We start from the raw sequence: 20,708 nt of genomic DNA on the forward strand, positions 1-20,708 counted from the left end.
ACTATACATTCTAAAACCCTCGATAAAGATAGAGAGGATAACTCTCTTCCACTCCAAAATCATCTCGCTCCTCCGGGAGTTCCAGCAAACCGTCACCACGGCATAGATTGGCCAGGTCACTGGAACCTTTCCCTTTGACTGGCGTTGCCTCCATCGTCCCATCCTCACTCATGTGTATTCGAACCTGCAGGAAATAGGTGAGATCTTTGCTAAATGAAAACTCCTCGGTCAATCGTGCAAACGGACGTTGAACCTCTCGCATTCCCAGCTGCTTTTTGACCCACGGTTCCACATAACGATAATAACAGGAAAATGAGGAAACAGGATTGCCCGGCAGAGCAAACACGACCGCCTGCTCTGAACGCCCAAACCAGAAAGGCTTGCCGGGACGTTGCCGAACTTTATGAAACAGCTTTTCGATGCCCTTTTTCTCCAGCAGTTCCGGAATGTAATCCAGCTTCCCTTTCGATACCCCCCCGCTCATGATTAGCAGATTATATTGGTCAAGGATGTGATCCAGCTTTTCAGAAATTTCATCACGGTCGTCATTCAGGTGAAATAGGTCGGCTTCAACGCCTGTCTCTTTTAATGCAGCAGCAAGCGTATATGCGTTGGAGCGCCGAATCTGGTGCGGCAGCGGCTGCTGATCGATCTCCACCAGTTCATTACCTGTAGAAATCACCGCTACTCTGGGTGGGTCAGAAACCTTCAACATTGATTTCCCAAAAGTGGCGGCTACACCGATTTCAGCTGGACTCAGAACCGTGCCCTCCTCCACCACCAAGTCGCCCTTCGCTCGGTTCGTCCCTTTAGCATGAATATTTTGCCGTTTCTCTTTTGGTCCTTTTCGTATTACTGCAACCTCTTCCCCATTTTGCTGCTCAATTTTGATATCCTCATACCGGATCACCGTATCTGTATTACCCGGTAAAATCGAACCGGTCATCACTTCCAGGCAGTGTTGATTGTCTTTAAGTGATTGCTTGGAGGCTCCGGCCTTTTGAAGCCCTTCCACCGGGAATGACCGCTGTCCCTTTTTCCACTGCTCAAACCGGATGGCAATCCCGTCCATCATCACCCGATCAAAAGGCGGCAGGTCGCGATCGGAACGGAGGGATTCCCTGAGAACCATGCCTACAGCTTGTGAAATTGGCACTTCTTTAACAGAAACTTTTAACGTAACTGAGTCAATAAGCTCTGCAGCTTTTGGAACTGTTATCATCAATAAAAACTTCCCTTATGCTTAATCAATTTATCAAAATTTGATATATTAGACCTCAAACCTAACTAATTAAAACAGCTAGAGCAATAAGCTTTAATTACTATAATTTAGAACCTGCTTCTCAATTGAGTTTCTTCCTATGGCTACCACTACCGAGAAAAAGAAACACCAGAAACATACGAAGCTGCAAAAGCCACAATTAGGTAATTTTGGAAGGCATGAATTGTCTTTCATCGGTACTACCTGTGCCGAAATGAAAAAACTTGCTGATCGCATTACCCACCACCTTGCCTCAAGTTATAAGCTGGCTTATGTGGATGCCGAGCATTCTTCCGATGATTCGGCTCCCTCCCCTGTTAAGCATACGCTTCTTTATACCCAGCGGGGGGATTCTCAGCGGTTCGAATTTTCCACTCAGCTGAACAGTTATCACATCAAAAGCCAGTTTAATGAGATTGACCTGGTGCTTGTCAACGGCAACCATTTTTCAGCAGGTCAGCAGGTCGTGGTTATCGATCCCCGGAAATCACTGCAAAAAAAAGGGGAGCAGCTTACGGATGTAAAGATGATTATCCTACAGGAAGATGTGCATACCGTTTCACCCGAGATTAAAGATCTTTTTGAGAATTTTGATTCGATTCCCATTTACAATATCTCTGAACCCGAACAAATTGCCGGTGAAGTCAAAAGCCTGATACAGCAGGCGATACCATCTATCTCAGGTTTGGTACTGGCCGGCGGGAAAAGCACGCGCATGCATACCGATAAAACGGTGCTGGACTATCATGGAAAGCCCCAGCGAACCCATCTTTATGAGTTGCTCGGCGACTTTTGTGATGATGTTTTTATCTCCTGCCGAAAGGATCAAGAAGAGCAGATACCCGACACTTATAAGACGATACCTGATGTCTTCCTGGAAATGGGTCCTATGGGTGCCATACTTTCTGCTTTCCGGCGAAGTCCCAATACAGCCTGGCTTTCGGTGGCTTGCGACCTGCCACTCCTTTCACCAGAAAGCCTGCAATACCTGGTGGAAAACCGCAACCCTTCAAAAATTGCCACCGCTTTTAACAACCCGGACAGCTCGTTCCCGGAGCCCTTGATCACCATCTGGGAATCCAGGAGTTATCCCGTGCTGCTGCATTTTTTGAGTCTTGGGTACAGCTGTCCTCGGAAGGCGTTAATTAATTCCGATATCGAGCTGTTGGAAGCGCCGGATCCCCGAGAACTGACAAATGTTAATCGACCGGACGAATACCGCGAGGCGCTGGAAGCTATCAAAGCTGATGCATAGCGTTTCCAAACCTTTTACTAAACAGGAAAATCCCAATTTCAAAGGAATGAACCATGAGTACTGTAACCCCGCTTGACAACATTACTGCTCTTGCATTTGAAAGCAGGCTGGCCAACACAACTTCCAAGCTCCTGCAACGACAAGGTGCCAAAACGATAAGCGCACCTTCTATGCAGGAGGTTCCGCTCGAAACTCACACGGCTGTTTTTGAATTTTCCGAGCAGCTTTTTGCCGGTGACCTGGATATCCTGATCTGCATGACCGGTGTGGGTACCGATATGATGATCAAAACGATGAAAACGAAATATGACTGGGATGATATCCAAAAAGCACTTTCTGATATCCTATTGGTATCACGCGGACCAAAACCGGCAAAAGTACTGAGGGGACTCGACATCCCGATTGATATAGACGTCCCGGAGCCAAACACCTGGAAAGAGATCCTGGCAATACTGGCGGAGACCCCGGAGACATCTGATTTGGAAGGCAAACGTATCGCCATCCAGGAGTACGGAGAGCCGAATGAGAAGCTGAACGAAGAGCTGAGGAAACGTGGTGCTGAGCTGGTCCAAACTTCAATCTATCGCTGGGCCCTGCCGGATGATCTCGAGCCTTTAAAGAACGGGATCCGAGCTATACTCGATGGAGACGTTGACGTGGTATTGTTTACGAGTAAAACACAGATTGATCACGTTATGAAAGTTGCTGATACAGTTGCTTCTAAAGAGGAGCTCCGCGAAGCCCTCAATAACGTAATGGTGGCTTCTATCGGACCTGTATGCACCAATGGACTGCAATCTCATGGAATTGAGGTCGACTTTGAACCCACCCGACCCAAGCTCGGGGTCTTCATCAACGAAATTGCTGAACGGATGAACCAAGGTTGAATAACAAATTTCAGTTGCCTCAAATTACAAGTATCCATCTCGTGAGGCTGTCCAAAAAGTCACGTTCAACAATCAGATTCCTAAAAAATAAAGCATATGGTTCCAATCTATCTCGTTGCTGACCTCCGGTCTGCAACGCTCAACGCTACCTCTGGTAGCAGTCATCGCCTATAACATGTAATCGGTATCAATGCCTCAGACTCTAGGTAATTCCTTGCTGAGGAGTATCGCCAATCTTCGGGATTATCCACATACCCTCTTCGTACTGGATTTTGATGTATATACTCCAGCTTCTGGATCATCATATCATCCCCTATGATCTGTTTGGGATGAAAGCCCTCCTGCCAAATCTGGTAGGTAGACCTGGTATTATACTCTTGTTTATTTTGTCGGAAGAAACGCAGTATGTTTGTATGTCCATTTGCACGCAACCAATTAATACTCTCCCGGGCCGTGTACGATTTAAACAATCTGATTTTTTCCGAGAGGGCTTCCCCCAAAGCGACGACATGGAGATGATTTTCCATGATCACGTAGCCGAATAGTGTTACCTGCCTTCTTTCCTGCAAAAAGCTTAGCGAATTTAATATAATACGGGCAACTGGTGGCCGGGAAAAAAGCGGGTAGCCCTGCACAATAGAGGAAGTGATAAAATAAGGATAGACCTCATCGTATATTTTGTATCTGTTTCGACCCATCGGTTATATCATTTAATTTCCTTTTCCTATAGATCGGTTGGATAGCAATTCCTTACAAAATAATTTGGTACCGGAGGTACCGGCAGGCATTCCGCACCGGAGGTACGGAACGAGATTTATTAAAAATATTGGTAGATGAGGGCTTTGATTATAAATGGCTATTTGAAATTTAGTGTTTCCTCATGGATCCGCAACCACCCAGAGCTACTCATCCTCAATAAACTCTTTCTTCCAGGTAGGCACTGTCTCTTTCTGCGTGTCGATTACATATTGGCAGGCAAAAAATTCCCCCTTTGAAGGGACCCGGGGGATCTAGACCAGACTAAAACCGTTTCACCATACACTGATGGGCACCTCATTTCCCAACAGCTATAAAAAAGGCTTCTGCCACAGCCAGACGACCATGGGCAGAGCAGCACATCCCCCTTTCTTCGGCTGGGGCCGAATTCATTTACCCCTTCGAAGGGGAATTTCGTGCTCGTACAACACGACCAGCCATACACGCCTCAAAAAACAGGGGAACTCCTCGCTATAAATTTTCGAAACACTAACCTTCTGCACTGAAAGTGCAGGGTTTAAACCGCGTTCTGGAACAATAAACCAGTCTATCCCCCACTCACCGGCGGAATGAGCACAATTTCATCATCCTCGGTCAATGGCAGGTCCTGCTGTACATATTCTCCATTAACAGCAATTGCCAGTGATTTCAGATCCTCAAGTTTTGGGAATTCCTGTTTTAGTTTTTCTCGCAGCGAAGAAACATCGATCGGAGAAGAAATTTGAAATTCGATTTCTGTCTTTCCAATGATCTCCTTCGTAATTCCAAAAAGTTTCAGATTAATTTTCATAAAAGCCTTTACAAATTTGTTTCAGAATTAGGTTTGGCTGACTTTTTCATTCAGTTCAATCTCCATTTCCCTGAACTCCATTTTAGGTGTCTCGCAAAGTGAACATTCGTAGGTATCCGGGAGCCCATCAAAGGATCTCCCCTCCGGAATGCCCGATTGCGGGTCGCCGTAGCGCGGGTCGTAAATCGTCATACAATTGGGACATTGATGAACCAACTGCGTATCCGGTTCTTTTTCCGGCTCTTCCCAGATACGATCCCGGCTTTCCTCGTTCATTGCAGAATAATAATTCCGACTGAGTTTCATCAGTACTTTGGGGAGCTCCCACTTCGAAACATGCATGGCAAACGGTATGTACTTCTCCTCATTGGGATCAAAATTTTTGCTATAGTACACGTTGTACCGCTTTTGCAAATCATATTTCCCAAACAAACGGATGCTGGGGTGCATCAATATTGCGATGGAGGTAAACAGGTTTATGGGCCGCTCTTTAATCGAAAACGTCAACCCGTATGTGCTGATGTCATGCTTGTCAAACACATTAACGAGATATTTCTTAAGCTTCAGGGCTCGGTCGTTCAGTACCGGCAGATGCCAGTTGAGCTCCAACGAAGAGTGACGCAGATTGATCCCATTCAGCCCGCACAGCAGTTCCCATTTTAAGCGGTCCTCTTCCGAGATTCCTTTTACAATAAATGATTTCCAGGGCGTGATAATAATCTTTCCGATGTTGGTGCGTGAACACAAATCACACACTTTTTCCAGGAAGGAGATCGTGTAGCAATTATTGCGCCAGTAGAGACCTAGCCAGTATTTATTGCCAGCCATTTTGTTCAGCCCCTCGTAATAGGGAAACGGTTCGGTCGGCAGTTCCAGCTCACTATCAATCGTTCGGTTATTAGCCTGTACTTTATTATTAATAATTTCAAATAACAGATCCGCGCGAGCCACCTGGTCTTTCTCAGTATCAAGGTAGTGCTCTTCAATGGCAGCTGCTACCTTCCCGATGTCCTCGCTGTAAATGAGCACCGGCCACTGCTGCATGTCGTCTGTGGGATTAAATTTCAAAAACAGATACCAGTAGTCCTCATGCTCGGAAGCCACAAAATTAAGCTGGCCATTAAATAAGGGGACCAAACTCTGCTTGGGATCGGTGATATTCACCTTCAAACGCGGTCGGTGATCAAAAGTATCCAGCACATTGTAATAGGTGCCGGTCGTAACCCAAGGCGTTGTCGACATAATGTCGACAGCTACAAATGAGGTCACGATATTTTGATATCGCTGACCGCTCCACTCATAGTTGGTGCGAATGGAACCGAACTCTTCATCCAGCTCACGCTGATCAACTTCATCGCCCGGAAACATGATATCCTGCCGCGACCCGAAATGTACAGTGTCGTTCCCCATATCTTTTGCGATTCCAATAATCTTTCTAAGGTCGCGCGGTGATAGCAATCCTCCGGGGATAAAAGCTCGGATGAGATCGGTCTTTTTCATTGTTCTTAGTTATTTATTACTGGTTATTAGTTATTGGTTGGTTACTTTTTGTTGAATGTTTGCCTTTGACCTCTAAATATTCCGTATTGCGTATTGGGTCTGCACTTAATACGCAATACTATTAGTAAGTCTAGTTCCGTACCTCTGGTGTGGAACATCCGCCTGTCCACCTCCGGTGGTCACGAGTTTGGCGTTCGGGAGTGCAACTCCCTCCCCAACGGTTAGTATAAAAGTTCAATACATTACGCATTACGTATCACTCATTACTGATCACTATCACACTGTAACCTGCTCACTTTCAAACTGCTCAAGAATCGCCTTGACTTCGGGCTTACAGCTTCCGCACCCGGTTCCGGCACCAGTTTCCTGGCAAAGTTGATCGAGTTGAGTACAACCTCCTTCAATCGCTTCGCGGACATTTCCATCCCCCACGTTGTTGCAAGAGCAGATGAGTTCCCCTTTCATGGGGGGCATCGCCTGGCCGGAGCGCAACAGTTCCATCCTGCGGTCGGAAAGCTCCATTTCGCTCTCGATCAGCATGCGAAAATCGTTGAACTCAGCCTTGTCTCCCATCAGGATTGCGCCAACAAGCTTATCTTTGTGGACGATACACTTTTTGTAGAATCGCTGCGAGCGATCAAGCAGTACAATCTCTTCATAGCCGGAATCATCCTCCGGCATCTCGGTCATACCCAGAGAGCAGAGATCCAGGTTCGGGAATTTCAGGATATTCATCGACAGAGAACCGGCATAATTGCTGGAAAGATCACCAGAGATATACCCGGCCGCTATCTCCGCCTGCTCTTCAGCAGCTGCCGTAATTCCGTTCATAGTACCTTTAAATTCGGCAATCTCACCGATGGCATAAATGCTCGGGTCACTGGTCTGCAGGTGCTCGTTGACCACCACGCCGCGCTTACACTGCAGTCCGGCCTCGAAGGCCAGCCTGGTATTGGGCCGCGTTCCGATGGCAAATACAACAGCCTTGCTGTCGATAATTTTACCACTTTTCAGGCCCGCCCGAATATGATCGTCTTCCTCGGTCAGGCGTTCAACCTCGTCATTAAAAATCACATTGATGTTGCAATCACGAATATGTTCAAGCAGCAGGTCGCTGGCAGTTTGATCGAGCTGTCGTTCCATAAGCCGTGGGTTACGATCCACAATCGTCACCTCCATATCTACCTGTCGCAGAGAAGCAGCCATCTCCAGCCCCAAAAGCCCTCCGCCAACGATAAGAACGTGCCCCTCGTTGTCGGTATACTCCCGTAGCTCATCCGCATCAGTGCGGTGACGTATGGTGAATACTCCCGGAAGATTGGGAATATCCCTGGGGAAATTGGCACTACTACCGGTAGCAAGTATCAATTGATCATAGCTGTGGGTTTCTCTGTTGGAATCGAGCACGGTTTTCTTCTCCGGATCAACGGATTCAACGCTAACGCCTTGGTGGAGCGTAAGGTCGAGATCGGGAAGCTGCTCAGCTTTCATCTTCTGGAGCCGCTCCCAGCTGAGCTCCCCACTGATATAATCGGGCAACAACACGCGATTATAAAAGGGGTATTCTTCTTTAGAAAATACCTCAATTTCATCCTCGCTATTCAGCTCGCGATACCGGTTTACAAAACGATAAGCCGCAGCTCCAGCCCCGACGACCAGGATCTTCTCTTTTGCTTTTTCGAATTTCGAGACCTCAACAGTAGAGTACTTGAAATCGGGCTCTTTGGAAACCGGGTCGATACGATCACTCGTAAGGTTATTGGCCCGGGGAAAATCATTTTTGAGAATCTTACCCCAATGCATCGGGATGAAAACGACACCGGGTTTTATCTCTTCAGAAATTGTGGCCTGCAGACGGACCCTGCCACGACCGTTGAGCACCTCAACGACATCGCCATCGGCAATGTTGCGGTCCCGGGCATCTTTGGGATTAATCTCCACATATGGCTCCCCGATATGCTGATTAAGTCGATTTACTTTCCCGGTTCTCGTCCGCGTATGCCATTGGTCGCGTATACGTCCTGTTGTAAGCATCAGGGGCTTGTCTTCCCCCTCACGATCCGGTTCCTTAACATTCTGGGTATGAATTTGTGCCCGGCCATTTTCGGTATAAAACTTCTTATCCGTAAACAGCCTTTTTTTATCCTCAGTAGCACCTTCAGGAAATGGCCATTGGACCGTGCCATTATTTTTCAGGTACTCATAACTCAACCCGCTAATGTCGATATTCGTACCCTTTGTCATCCTGCAGTGCTCGGCAAAAATCTCAGACGGAGATTCAAAATCGAATCCGTGATAGCCCATTTTTTGGCCAAATCGACACAGAATTTCGGCATCAGGCAGGGCTTCCCCGGGTGGATCCACTACCTTGTTCAGGTAGCTAATTCGACGTTCGGAGTTCGTCATAGTGCCCTCTTTCTCAAGGTAGCCGGCCGCGGGCAATACCAGGTCGGCATAGTCAACCGTTTCAGAATCCTTAGAAATATCCTGAACTATTACGAACTTCGCTTTTTCCAGTGCTGCATCAACCATAGCTGAATTGGGCAGGCTGACGACCGGGTTTGTACAGATAATCCAGATCGCCTTCAGGTCGCCACTGTGCAGGGCATCCACCATTTCTGTGGCCGTGTAACCCGGCTTAGCAGGCACAGAGTCCACGCCCCATATATCGGCCACCTCTTGTCGATGTTGAGGATTACTTAGATTGCGATGTGCTGTCAACAGATTTGCCATTCCTCCTACTTCGCGTCCGCCCATTGCATTGGGCTGGCCGGTAAGAGAAAAAGGTCCGGAACCCGGCTTCCCCACCTGGCCGGTAATCAGGGAAAGGTTGATCAGTGCAAGGTTCTTGTCCGTGCCGTCCACGCTCTGGTTTAATCCCATCGCCCACATGGAGATAAAACCGTTGGCATCGCCTATCCACTGGGCTGCCTGCTTTATTTCTCGTATTTCCAAGCCACAAGTGGAAGCGGCATATTCCAATGATTGCTCCATCACCTGGGCCTTGAAAGCTTCAAAACCGTCGGTGTGGTTCTTGACAAATGACTCATCAATCCGGTCGGTTTCGATCAGGCAGCGAGCTATAGCATGATACAGCACCGTATCAGTACCCGGATTGAGCTGCAGGTGGAGATCCGCAATGGAACAGGATTGTGTCTCCCGCGGGTCGGCCACGATAATCTTTACATCCGGGTGTTTTTCTTTATGGGCCTCGATGCGTCGAAACAGGATCGGGTGGCACCACGCCGGGTTTGCACCGGTGATAAAGAAACAGTTTGCCAGCTCGATATCTTCGTAGCTGATCGGTACTGAATCTTCACCCAGGCTCTTTTTATAGCCCACAACTGCAGAACTCATACAGAGCCGGGAATTCGTATCGACATTATTAGTGCCAACAAACCCTTTTGCCAACTTATTTACGGTGTAGTACTCCTCCGTCAGACACTGGCCTGAAACGTAGAAACCGACTGAGTCTGGCCCGTATTTGTTGATAAATGTCCCAAAAACGGCAGACGCCCGATTGAGGGCGGTATCCCAGCTTACGCGCTGGCGGGGCTGGTTTCGTGCCCAGCGCATCTGGGGATATAGAATGCGGTCGGAATGATCCGACACGGTATAGTGCAGGTTCATCCCCTTGGAACAGAGCATACCCTTGTTTACGGGATGAGATTCATCTCCTGTGACTTTAATCTGTCCTTTTGAATTCTTCTCTACGATGACTCCACATCCTACTCCGCAGTAGGAACATGTGGATTTAAATTTTTCAGTTCCGGTTTGGTTCATATTCTTGTTGCGTATTTCGTGATGCGAATTCGCTTGCTAGTTGATTTAGTTCATAGGATGTGCGACGCACTTCCGAAGTGCGTCGCACATAAGATTTTTCTTACTCTACATAAGCTGGTTCCAGTTCAGCTTCGGGTTCACCCATGGCTTCTTTCAGTTCCATCCTGGCTTCTTTCTCATCAGCTTGTGAGAACTGAATGGTAAATGCCAGGAATGACACAACAGTTACGATGCCACCGATAATAAAGAGCGCTTCGGGATAGCTCAGGGATTCATATTTGAACAGGAATCCTGCCATTACAGCACCGGCATTACCACCCGCACCTACGATTCCTGAGACTGCGCCAACAGCTTTTCGGTTGACAAATGGAACTACGGAATAGGTGGCACCTTCTGCCATCTGGACACAGAGACTAAAGAAGATCATCGTTCCGATGGCAAGTGTAAGAGCAGTCATACTGGAAAAGAGCATAAGTGCCAAACCTTCCAGGAAAAGCATAACGAACAGGAAGCGAACACGTCCTTTAAGTCCAGCTTTTATACCGAACTTATCGCCCAGGTAACCACCAAATGATCGTGCAAAAAGGTTCATCAGGCCGAAGAGTCCGGCAATGAGTCCCGCCGTCTCCAAGTCTAGGGAAAAGTAATCGTAGTAGTATATAGCTGCGATATTGTTAATCGTCAGCTCAATACCGAAACTACCACCATAAATGACGAACAGGCTCCACACCCGGTAATCTTTCATCACCTCGAGCATCGACACATCAGCATCACCCTCATCATCCTCCATCTCGGCAACAGAATCGATCTCCAGCTCAGAAAAGTTACCTTTTGGGGTATCCGTTGTGTAATTGTAGTAAAGGATACCGAGAATAATCATCGCAACACCAGGTACAACCATCGCCCATCTCCAGGCTGACGCATCTTCAAAGCCCAGGAATATAAAACCTGCAAATATCATCGGCATAATCATCTGCGTGGCTCCACCACCCATATTACCCCAACCGGCTGTGGTAGCGTTGGCCGTACCCACAACATTATCGGCAAACATGATTGAAGTGTGGTACTGGGTAATGACAAACGAAGCACCGATAATACCGATTGCCAACCTGAACAACAGGAAGGTTTCGTAACTGTTGCTCAACCCAATTCCTATGACTGGAATAGAGCCAAAAATCAGCAATACGGTATAGGTCAGGCGCGGTCCATATTTATCACAAAATCGCCCGATAAAGATCCGTGCGATTACTGTAATCGCTACTGACGCAATAATGGTGTTTCCGATTTGAGATTGAGTCAGACTCAGCTCTTCACGTATAACGGCCATTAGTGGTGCTACCCCGAACCATCCAAAGAAACAGAGGAAAAAGGAGATCCAGGACAAGTGAAAGGTCCGCATATGCGGTGCAGCAAAACTAAATATATTAATGCGTGTTGCCTTATTCGTGTCTTTTGTCGTTTTCATAATGATTTGTTAGACAATTTAGATTTAGGGATTGGTCGGGTGTAATTGTTGATGTTAGCGTTGATTACATTGATAGAAATACGGGGTTGAAACTCAGCATAAGCCAGGCCCAGTTGGCAACCTGGCCGTTACTTCCACCTTTCAAGGCCTCCATGGAAGACGTAGCAAACAGATGAGAATAGCCGGCCATAATTTTGACTTCCTCCGAAAGGGCGTGGCTGAACACAAGATCCACTTCGGTGCCCAATCGTGTGCTTAGCGTTTCCGAAGGAGCCCCCGGATCGACAATTGAAACAGGTGAAAAGAATTCGTGAAGTGCTGCCGAAATAGCTGTCCCGGACGCAATGCTTGTGCTTTTCTTCAGGTATAGATCTACTAAGCCAATATTATTGTTGTGGCTGGCCGCCTGCTGGCTGTGGGGATGTCCAACATAGAAGTAGTCCATAAATCCATAAAACTTGTGATGCGTACCATACAGCGGGTTAAACGAGTGGTTTTCCTGCTGGTTTGAACCCGTTCCACTTAGGTAATCCGCTCCCAATGTAAAGCCGGAATAGTTCAGGCTTAGCGAGGCCATCATTGCACCGACATCCGTTCCTCCGGGATCGGTCCCTGCCTGGTAGAAGGCTGTTCCGTTGAGTTTGAGATCGGATATCGCCTGGCTGCCGGTGAATCCCATAGTTTGGGTGAAGTATACATCACCGCCCGGCGATTGTACCCCGTTATTGAGCCCCAGTACAGAAAAACTTGTGGTTTCGAGATCCCGGTGATACCACAGGTACTGCAGTGTTTTATAATTGTTAACACCGGAATAGGTTGTTTCAAAGAGATTCGCACTTGTTTGGTTGAATGCAAACCCTGTATGCAGTGCCCAGGCTTCTTCTTCATATTTCAGGAGCAAAGCATCGTGGCTGCGGCCTTGTGCGGTCCAACCCACGCTACCAAGGATTCTTTGATCATCATAGACAAGCTCCTGCCTACCTGCTTTCAAAGCGAAATTTTCATCTAAATTCACCTCTCCCCACGCCTCATGAACTGAGAAAAGGCCATCGGTTGTGTTCAGCTGATCCTGGCTGCCCCATATACGCACATCCTGCACGCTGAACTTCAATTCATAAGAATCGTTGGTATAGTCCAGGTTCAACCGAGATCGCTGCTCAGTAAAAAATGCAGCGTTTGATCCAGAAGATGGAAGCGTTTTGTAGCCATGCCTGAGCTCCGTTCGGGGACGAAGTTCACCGGACAATGTGAACTGGGCAAAGGCATAGTCCGTTAAAAAACAAGCTAATAACAGAAGTATGGATAGAGTTTTAGTACACGTTTTATAATTCATAGTTATAAAATTGATAGCGTAGATGGAATGATATTAAGGGATTGGGACTGCTAGTGAATTAGCAGCATTGAGGACTCAGCTATTCATGGTAGCTGTACGTAGCATTTTTTTTGCATAGAAGACGCCGGGAAGCAAGCCTTCGAGACTTTGGCGCAACCCGTCAGAACTGCCGGGCAATGTTACAATTAGCGTGCCTTTCAAGACACCTGCCGTCAACCGCGACATCATCGCCAATGGTGTACGCTGCAGGCCGTGCAGTTCCATTGCCTCTACGATGCCGGGAGTTTCGCGTTCAATTACTGCTTTCACTGCGTCAACGACCCTATCCTTGGGTCCGATGCCGGTTCCGCCGACGGTGAATACGAAAGGTATATTCATGCTCGACCACTCATTAAGCTGTGCCTGGATAGCCTCGGGACGGTCGGGCATAATTTTGTAGTCGATGACATCTGCATTGTGCTCCTCCAATAATCGCCCAATAATTGGCCCGGTACGATCCTTTTTTCGTCCGGCGGCCACGGAGTCTGAACAAATGAGAACAGCGACCTTATTCTGCTGGCCAGTCACTTTTTGCAGCTTATTCTTTTCAGGGTCTTTTTCCAGCAGTCGGGTGCTCATGATCTCAACCCCACAATCAAGTGGCTCCAAAAGGTCATAAATAGTTAGAGCACTGATTGATGCTGCTGTCAGAAGCACCGTCTCAATACCTGTTCGACTGATAGATTTGCCTTGAACTATGATGGCAATTCCATATTCTGCAGACACGGTGCCCACATCTTCACTGCACTCCCCATTTTCGATGTAACTGTAAGAAATATCCAGAGCATCGATCGAAATAGAGTGACTATGAGGGATAAGGTTGTGAGTCTGCTTGGAAGCCAATAATCCAGCCGAACGGGCGACATCCAACAGATTGCCTTTTGGTAGGTTGTCAGCCTGGATTCTTTCCAGAGTCTCCTGGCTGCAACTTACTACCGCAAGCACCTTGGCCGTTCTTAGAGAAGTGGTTTTACCCGATATATCTCTCATCTTACTAGGGATTATGAATTACAATTGTTCTCGTTTTATGAGAGCCCAACATAGACATATCCGTTCTCTACCTTAACCGGGTAAGTTGTAACCGGCTCCTCATCCCCGTTGATATTTTCACCGGAGCAGAGCGAGAATGCTCGCTTGTGAAAGGGGCAGGCCACTTTCGGCTCACCGTCGGTTTCTCCGATCATGCCGCGGGCCAGTGCCATCTCCTTTTTGTGGGGACACATATTTTGGCAGGCAAACCATTCGCCACGTCGCGTGAAGTTGAATACGGCGATCTGCTGATCTTTATATTTTACACAGGCTCCGCCGTTTTTGGGAAAGTCCTCAACTCTAGCAGCTTTGAACCACTTACTGACTTCTTGCTGTGTTTCCATAGGTTAGTCTGATACTACGTTAGGGATTGTGATTTGGATGATAACTGAGTTCAGATTGTGAATACGGGGATTGGATTGATTACTCTTCGTCTTCCTCCCAACCTGCAGCAGCAGGCACAGGTTGTTTGCGGTAATCCTTGAACTTGACGTTAGGATCACCGTCGTCGGAGTTGACAAAGTGTTTGAAGCGTTTTCTGAGTTCGGGATTGTTGACCACTTCTTTCCACTCACAGGAGTAGACATTAATCAGCTGCTGCATTTCCTGCTCGAGCTGTTCTCCAATTCCAAGCGAGTCTTCTACGACCACTTTTTTCAGGTACTCCAGACCACCCTCCATTTTATTTAACCATGTGGAGGTTCTGTTGAGATGTTCGGCCGTTTTGATGTAGAACATCAGGAAGCGATCGAGATATTTGATTAGCGTTTCTTCATCGAGATCGGTGGCAAGCAGCTTGGCATGCTGCGGATTGGTTCCACCGTTTCCACATACAAACAGATTCCAGCCTTCTTCGGTGGCGATAATGCCAAAGTCTTTCGACTGGGCTTCAGCACATTCTCTTACACAACCGGAAACTCCGCCTTTGAGCTTGTGGGGGGCACGCAGGCCACGATATCGTTCTTCAATTTCAATGGCGAAAGAAACAGATTCATGCAGGCCGTAGCGGCACCATACAGAGCCAACACAACTTTTAACCGTTCGTAATGCTTTTCCGTAGGCGTGTCCGCTTTCAAAGCCAGACTCGATCAATTCTTCCCAGATATCTGGTAGCTGGTCGACACGGGCTCCCATCATGTTAATGCGCTGTCCACCGGTAACCTTGGTGTATAGACCATATTTCTTCGCAATTTCCCCGATTCTAATCAGTTTGTCGGGCGTGATTTCGCCACCGGGAACGCGCGGGATCACCGAATAGGTTCCGCCGCGCTGAATGTTGGCCAGGAATCGGTCATTAGTATCCTGAATGGTGTCACGCTCTTCAAGCACGTGCTCGTTGAATGCACTTGCAAGCAGTGAAGCAACCACCGGCTTACATTTTTCACAGCCGTTTCCTTCACCTACTTCATCCAGGAGTTCATCATAGGTGTGAATCTCTTTAACTTTGATGATGTCGAACAGCTCTTGGCGCGTGTAGTCGAAGTGTTCACAAATGACTTTCCGGACCTCTTTACCGCGCGCCTCCATCGACTGGGTAAGCAGATCATCAAGCATCGGTACACAACCGCTGCAGCCCGTTCCGGCCTTTGTGCACTGCTTAATACTGTCAATATCTTCCTTGCCCTCGTCTTCAATGACGGAGCAGATGTCTCCTTTGGTTACACTTTCGCAAGAACAAATAATCGAATCGTCAGGAAAGTCGTAAACTTTTTGACCAACACCCGACTCTTCATCGCGATCTCCGATAATCAAGTCTACCGGATCCGGTGGTAGTGAAAATCCATTTTGTGCAATTTGAAGAAGCATATTGTAATCATCTGCATCTCCTACGAGCATACCACCCAGCAGACGCTCACCATCTTCCGAAACGTTAATTCGCTTGTAGACCCCCTTGGCCTTATTATCGATGATCACCTTTTTGCTGTTTTCCTCGGTCTCACCGAAAGGATCTCCAAAACTGGCTACATCGACACCGACCAGTTTTAGCTTGGTCGACATGTCAAACTCTGTAAACTCTTTGTCTCCCCCCATCAGGTTTTCGACAAGTACGTCGGCCATCTCATAGCCAGGAGCAACCAAACCATAGATCATGCCTCGGTGCAGCGCAGATTCACCGATGGCGTAAATATCAGGATCATTGGTCTCCATTCGGTCATTAACGACGATACCACCGCGCTCACCCACTTCTAGATTTGCCTTTTTAGCAAGTTCATCGCGGGGACGAATACCGGCTGAAATAATGACCATATCGGCATCCAGGCAGTCGCCATCCTCAAAATCGAGATATTCAGGAGTGCCATTGCCACCGATAAGCGTAGTATTTTTATTAAGCAGAATTTCCAGGTCAAGCTCTTCAAGTGCAGTTTGAAGTGCCTGAGCCCCAATATCATCAAGCTGCTTGGGCATCAATCGGGGAGCGAACTCAATGACGCTGGTCTCCAGCCCTAAATCCATAGCTGCTTTAGCTGCTTCCAAGCCAAGCAAGCCTCCGCCAATAACCGCGGCCTTACTGGCCACCTGGGCATACTCTGTGATAGCGTCCAGGTCTTCAATAGTACGATAGACGAAAACACCTCTCTTCTCAATGCCATTAATAGGGGGCACAAACGCACTGGATCCTGTGGCCAGGACGAGCTTGTCATAAGAGACAGTGCGCCCTTTCTGGGAAGTCACAGTTTTGTTCTCACGATCGAGCTCAACAACCAATTCCCCGGTATGCAGCTCAATACCATTCTCCTCATACCATTCCAGGGGAGCCATTTGCAAATCTTCCTCTTCCGCATAAGTAAAATAAGAGCTCAATTGCACTCGATCGTATGCCGGGCGTGGTTCCTCACCAAATATGGTGATCTTAAAAGAATCGGCATCTTCTTTTGCGATGAGTTTCTCGCAAAACTTGTAACCCACCATACCATTTCCAACAATTACGATGTGCTGCGAGTCCATGGTTCCTGAATTCATCATAGATTGATTAAAATTACTTTAGATTTAGCCCAACCTGCTCCAAGCAGGAAATTCAAAACTATGTTTTATTAGGCAAATATTTAAAAACAGTTAATTTATTTATTAAATATTGTAAATTCGATTCAATAATAATGGTATTAATATAATTATTCAAAATTTATTTAAATTTTTATCCTTCTTCTCCCTGAAACCAAATAGACTAAGGCCGCAAAGCAACTTCACTTAAATTAAATAGGCTTACTTATAATCCATGGCTTGCGTCATCTCTCGAACATTCTATAATGGCCTTTAACAAAAATCGTACTGCAGAAGCCTGTTTAATCGATTTATTATTTATTTTTTTAATTTAAATTTTAATAAAACCTAACTATTTTATGAAAAATTCAAATTACGTCTCTAATACTAACTTGAACAGAAGTTTTAATCAAGCTACAATTAACTTTTTTTATAGTCTATTTAAATAACAGTGTTAATTGAGACTAAATATTAATAGCCTTGTTATTTTAGGTTGAAAATATTCCGAAAACCCAGATTTAGAAAATGCTACTCTTAGTCCCAATACAATTCTATAAAGTGATCATTTTCACACAATGAAGAATAAAAAATTGATTCTAGTTGGAGCTGGTCCGGGCGATCCTGATCTCATAAGTATTAAAGGTGCAAAGACCCTGGCCAAGGCGGATGTAGTATTATATGATACCCTCTCCCACCCCGACCTGCTTGACTATGCTCCCCCGAATGCAGAGAAAATCTATGTTGGGAAAAAGGCTGGTTCAAACCAGAACAGTCAAGAAAAAATTAATGGCTTGATTGTAGAGAAAGCCTCCCAGGGGAATTGCGTTGTTCGCCTAAAAGGTGGGGATCCGTTTATCTTTGGTCGCGGTCATGAGGAGGTGGACTACGCTCGTGCCCACGGCATTCCCGTTGAAATTGTGCCCGGTATCTCCAGTTGTACATCGGTTGGTGAACTCCAAACGATACCACTGACCAAACGGGGAATAAATGAGAGTTTTTGGGTAACAACTGGCGTAACCCGTAAAGGAGGAGTATCAAAAGATATTGAAAAGGCGGCTCAAACAAATGCTACGATAGCGATCCTTATGGGAATGCGTAACCTGCCTAAAATTGTTCAGATATTTAAAAATCATGGCAAGCACCACACCCCTGTGGCCGTTATTCAGCAGGGCTCCCTTCCAGAAGAAAAGATTGCGATAGGCACGATCGATACAATTGCAATTGAAGTAGAAGAGCATGGACTGACAAACCCGGCCTTGATTCTAATCGGTGAAGTTGTGCGCCTGCATCCTGATTTTTGCCAGAAGAAACATTCACCCAAAAATGGGTTCCTGGCGACTGTACAAAAGCCTTTTAAAGAGCTTAACCGCTATATGAATGTAGGAATAGCTGGTCTGAGTTTCTAAGTAGCAGATATGATTACTACATTCGAGAATTAGTATCTATCACTTGTCAGGTTTCAAGATAGCCTTATTCTTTCGTTCGGTGAATGCAAACGACTCAGTAGAAGCATTATAATGCAGAAATAAGCCACACAATAAAAGAGAGGATAAGGGCATACAACAACACTGATCGCCCCTGGTGATGCTTTCTGTGAGGGCGTTTAATTTTGATCCGCCTCTTTTTGCGCTCATCTTTCTTCGGATCGTAATACCGAAATTGATAATCGAACTTTTTGGGATTGGGCCTGTGCCCGAACATTGATTTTAACATAACAGATCTCCGTTTTTAACGGTCAACGTTGAAGATACGGCAAAAAGTACCGAATCGAAAGAACGAGACCTCCATAGGTTAGTTACTATTTCCCACTGTATAATTAAAATTTAGAACGGTATAAAATCATTCAGAAGTAACCGTAGAAGTTGCTCCTGCACCTACGCCAAATTTTTACTATACTTTACTTCCAAATTTGAACCCTCAATTATCTAAACATTGCCCATGAGTTACGATAAAATCACTCCACCTGACAAAGGTCAGAAAATCAAAAAAAAATCCGACGGATCATTAAACGTTCCGGATAACCCGGTGATCCCGTTTATTGAAGGTGATGGTATCGGTGTTGATATTAGCCCTACCATGCGACATGTAATTGACAGTGCTGTTGAAAAAGCCTATGACGGGGAAAAACAGATTGAATGGTTTGAGATTTATGCCGGTGAAAAAGCTGTTAAATTCTATGGAGATGATGAATGGCTGCCCGAGGATACCCTGCAAGCAATCAAGGATTATTTGGTATCAATTAAAGGACCACTTACCACTCCAGTGGGTGGTGGCATTCGTTCACTGAACGTAGCGATTCGACAAAAAATGGATCTCTATGCCTGCGTGCGCCCGGTACGCTATTTCAAAGGTACACCAAGCCCGGTACGCCACCCGGAAAAAACGGATATGGTCATTTTCCGTGAGAATACTGAAGATATTTATGCCGGAATTGAATACCAGACCGGAACAGAGAAGAATGAAAAGCTCAAAAAATTCCTGATCGACGAGTTGGGTGTCACCCAAATCCGCTTTCCGGATACCACGTCTCTCGGTATCAAGCCTGTCTCTATCGAGGGTACAAAACGACTGGTCCGTTCAGCGATCCAGTATGCGATTGATAATGATCGCGACAGCGTGACCCTGGTACACAAAGGTAATATCATGAAGTTCACCGAAGGAAGCTTCAAGAATTGGGGCTATGAAGTAGCCAAAGAAGAATTTGGTGCTGAAGAGTTCGGTGGCGGACCATGGTGCAAGCTGCCAAACGGTATCGTTGTAAAAGATGCCATTGCGGATGCCTTCCTGCAACAAATTCTTACACGTCCGGATGAGTACGACGTAATTGCCACCCTGAACCTGAATGGAGACTATGTATCGGATGCGCTTGCTGCTTGTGTTGGTGGTATTGGAATTGCACCGGGTGCCAACATCAACTACAACACTGGTTATGCCGTATTTGAAGCTACCCACGGGACTGCTCCAAAGTATGCCGGTCAGGACAAAGTGAATCCGGGATCTCTCATTCTTTCAGCTGTCATTATGCTGCGGTACATGGGTTGGAAAGAAGCAGCTGACCTGGTGGAAAAAGGCATCGAAGAGTCAATCAGCCAGAAGCAGGTAACTTACGACTTTGAACGACTGATGGATAACGCAACACTCCTGAAGTGTTCAGAGTTTGGCGACAAGATCGTTGAAAATATGTAAGAAGAGACCTTTTTTTCTCGCACATATTTAGGTGCAGTAATGGTGGGGCATCCTACTATTCTGCACCTTTTTTATTTTAACGCGAGTTTGAGAAATGGAGAATCCCACAGAACTTCATTTCGCGATCGGCGGTGAACTCTTTGTTGAATTGTATCCCTTAAAAAGATCTCTCAAACGTCAAGTTCTATTCGAGTCTTTAAGAAGAGGATGTGTACTATGACATCCCTCCCAATATCGCTCGCGCATTATCTGTTAGTGAGTAAAGTGGTATCCCTGTTAAGAAAAGCCTGCTAAAATACCCAGTCGATCCAGATATCGCTAGTGTCATTACCACTTAATTCGTGAGGTACTCTTTTCCATAGGTCCAGTTGAATGGTTTTGCGTTCTTCTGGTTATAGTCTTTGATGTAGCTCATGAGTTGATCGACCAGCTGCTGCCGGGAGTG

At 46.4% G+C, this 20,708-nt stretch carries 15 protein-coding genes; 4 read left to right on the forward strand and 11 right to left on the reverse strand.

The window, feature by feature from the left end; translation table 11 throughout:
- Positions 1–10: 10 nt before the first annotated feature.
- Entirely contained in the window at positions 11–1,222 is a 1,212-nt protein-coding gene (locus tag NC796_RS23715) for a molybdopterin molybdotransferase MoeA (RefSeq protein WP_310688299.1), read from the reverse strand.
- A 139-nt stretch (positions 1,223–1,361) separates the two neighbouring features.
- On the opposite strand from NC796_RS23715, the gene NC796_RS23720 reads away from it, so the two are divergent.
- Together NC796_RS23720 and NC796_RS23725 are read left to right on the forward strand one after the other, a co-directional pair.
- Positions 1,362–2,516: an NTP transferase domain-containing protein gene (locus NC796_RS23720; protein ID WP_310688300.1), complete on the forward strand. Its 1,155-nt coding sequence runs from the start codon at positions 1,362–1,364 to the stop codon at positions 2,514–2,516.
- 53 nt (positions 2,517–2,569) lie between these two features.
- Positions 2,570–3,403, forward strand: a complete 834-nt coding sequence (locus tag NC796_RS23725) for a uroporphyrinogen-III synthase (protein ID WP_310688301.1) — start codon at positions 2,570–2,572, stop codon at positions 3,401–3,403.
- A 161-nt stretch (positions 3,404–3,564) separates the two neighbouring features.
- Here NC796_RS23725 and NC796_RS23730 read toward each other — a convergent pair whose 3' ends face one another.
- The 9 genes from NC796_RS23730 to nirB form a co-directional block, all read right to left on the reverse strand.
- On the reverse strand, positions 3,565–4,101 hold the full coding sequence (locus NC796_RS23730) for an REP-associated tyrosine transposase (protein ID WP_310688302.1): 537 nt from the start codon (positions 4,099–4,101) through the stop codon (positions 3,565–3,567).
- 605 nt (positions 4,102–4,706) lie between these two features.
- Positions 4,707–4,949: a MoaD/ThiS family protein gene (locus NC796_RS23735; RefSeq protein ID WP_310688303.1), complete on the reverse strand. Its 243-nt coding sequence runs from the start codon at positions 4,947–4,949 to the stop codon at positions 4,707–4,709.
- 27 nt (positions 4,950–4,976) lie between these two features.
- Entirely contained in the window at positions 4,977–6,449 is a 1,473-nt protein-coding gene (locus tag NC796_RS23740) for a rubredoxin domain-containing protein (RefSeq protein WP_310688304.1), read from the reverse strand.
- A gap of 276 nt (positions 6,450–6,725) precedes the next feature.
- Positions 6,726–10,232, reverse strand: coding sequence for a molybdopterin-dependent oxidoreductase (locus NC796_RS23745; protein WP_310688305.1), 3,507 nt, complete (start codon positions 10,230–10,232; stop codon positions 6,726–6,728).
- A 100-nt stretch (positions 10,233–10,332) separates the two neighbouring features.
- Complete coding sequence (locus NC796_RS23750; protein ID WP_310688306.1) at positions 10,333–11,697, reverse strand: NarK family nitrate/nitrite MFS transporter; 1,365 nt, start codon at positions 11,695–11,697, stop codon at positions 10,333–10,335.
- 64 nt (positions 11,698–11,761) lie between these two features.
- The gene (locus NC796_RS23755) at positions 11,762–13,030 is read right to left on the reverse strand and encodes a hypothetical protein (protein WP_310688307.1); all 1,269 of its coding nucleotides are present in this window, start codon (positions 13,028–13,030) and stop codon (positions 11,762–11,764) included.
- Between the two features lie 75 nt (positions 13,031–13,105).
- Positions 13,106–14,059 carry a bifunctional molybdenum cofactor biosynthesis protein MoaC/MoaB gene (gene moaCB, locus NC796_RS23760; protein ID WP_310688308.1) on the reverse strand — a complete coding sequence of 318 codons (954 nt, stop codon included), beginning with the start codon at positions 14,057–14,059 and terminating at the stop codon, positions 13,106–13,108.
- A gap of 35 nt (positions 14,060–14,094) precedes the next feature.
- Positions 14,095–14,442, reverse strand: coding sequence for a nitrite reductase small subunit NirD (gene nirD, locus NC796_RS23765; RefSeq protein ID WP_310688309.1), 348 nt, complete (start codon positions 14,440–14,442; stop codon positions 14,095–14,097).
- Between the two features lie 79 nt (positions 14,443–14,521).
- Entirely contained in the window at positions 14,522–17,062 is a 2,541-nt protein-coding gene (nirB, locus tag NC796_RS23770; protein ID WP_310688310.1) for a nitrite reductase large subunit NirB, read from the reverse strand.
- 590 nt (positions 17,063–17,652) lie between these two features.
- Here nirB and cobA point away from each other — a divergent pair.
- A complete protein-coding gene (gene cobA, locus NC796_RS23775) occupies positions 17,653–18,483 on the forward strand; it encodes a uroporphyrinogen-III C-methyltransferase (protein ID WP_310688311.1) in 831 nt (276 codons plus the stop codon).
- 106 nt (positions 18,484–18,589) lie between these two features.
- Here the strand turns inward: cobA and NC796_RS23780 are convergent, their stop codons facing one another.
- Positions 18,590–18,790 carry a hypothetical protein gene (locus NC796_RS23780; protein WP_310688312.1) on the reverse strand — a complete coding sequence of 67 codons (201 nt, stop codon included), beginning with the start codon at positions 18,788–18,790 and terminating at the stop codon, positions 18,590–18,592.
- 225 nt (positions 18,791–19,015) lie between these two features.
- On the opposite strand from NC796_RS23780, the gene icd reads away from it, so the two are divergent.
- Positions 19,016–20,263, forward strand: a complete 1,248-nt coding sequence (gene icd, locus NC796_RS23785; RefSeq protein ID WP_310688313.1) for an NADP-dependent isocitrate dehydrogenase — start codon at positions 19,016–19,018, stop codon at positions 20,261–20,263.
- Positions 20,264–20,708 lie beyond the last annotated feature (445 nt).

It is taken from the genome of Aliifodinibius sp. S!AR15-10, assembly GCF_031569985.1.
GTDB lineage: Bacteria > Bacteroidota > Rhodothermia > Balneolales > Balneolaceae > JAMQKA01.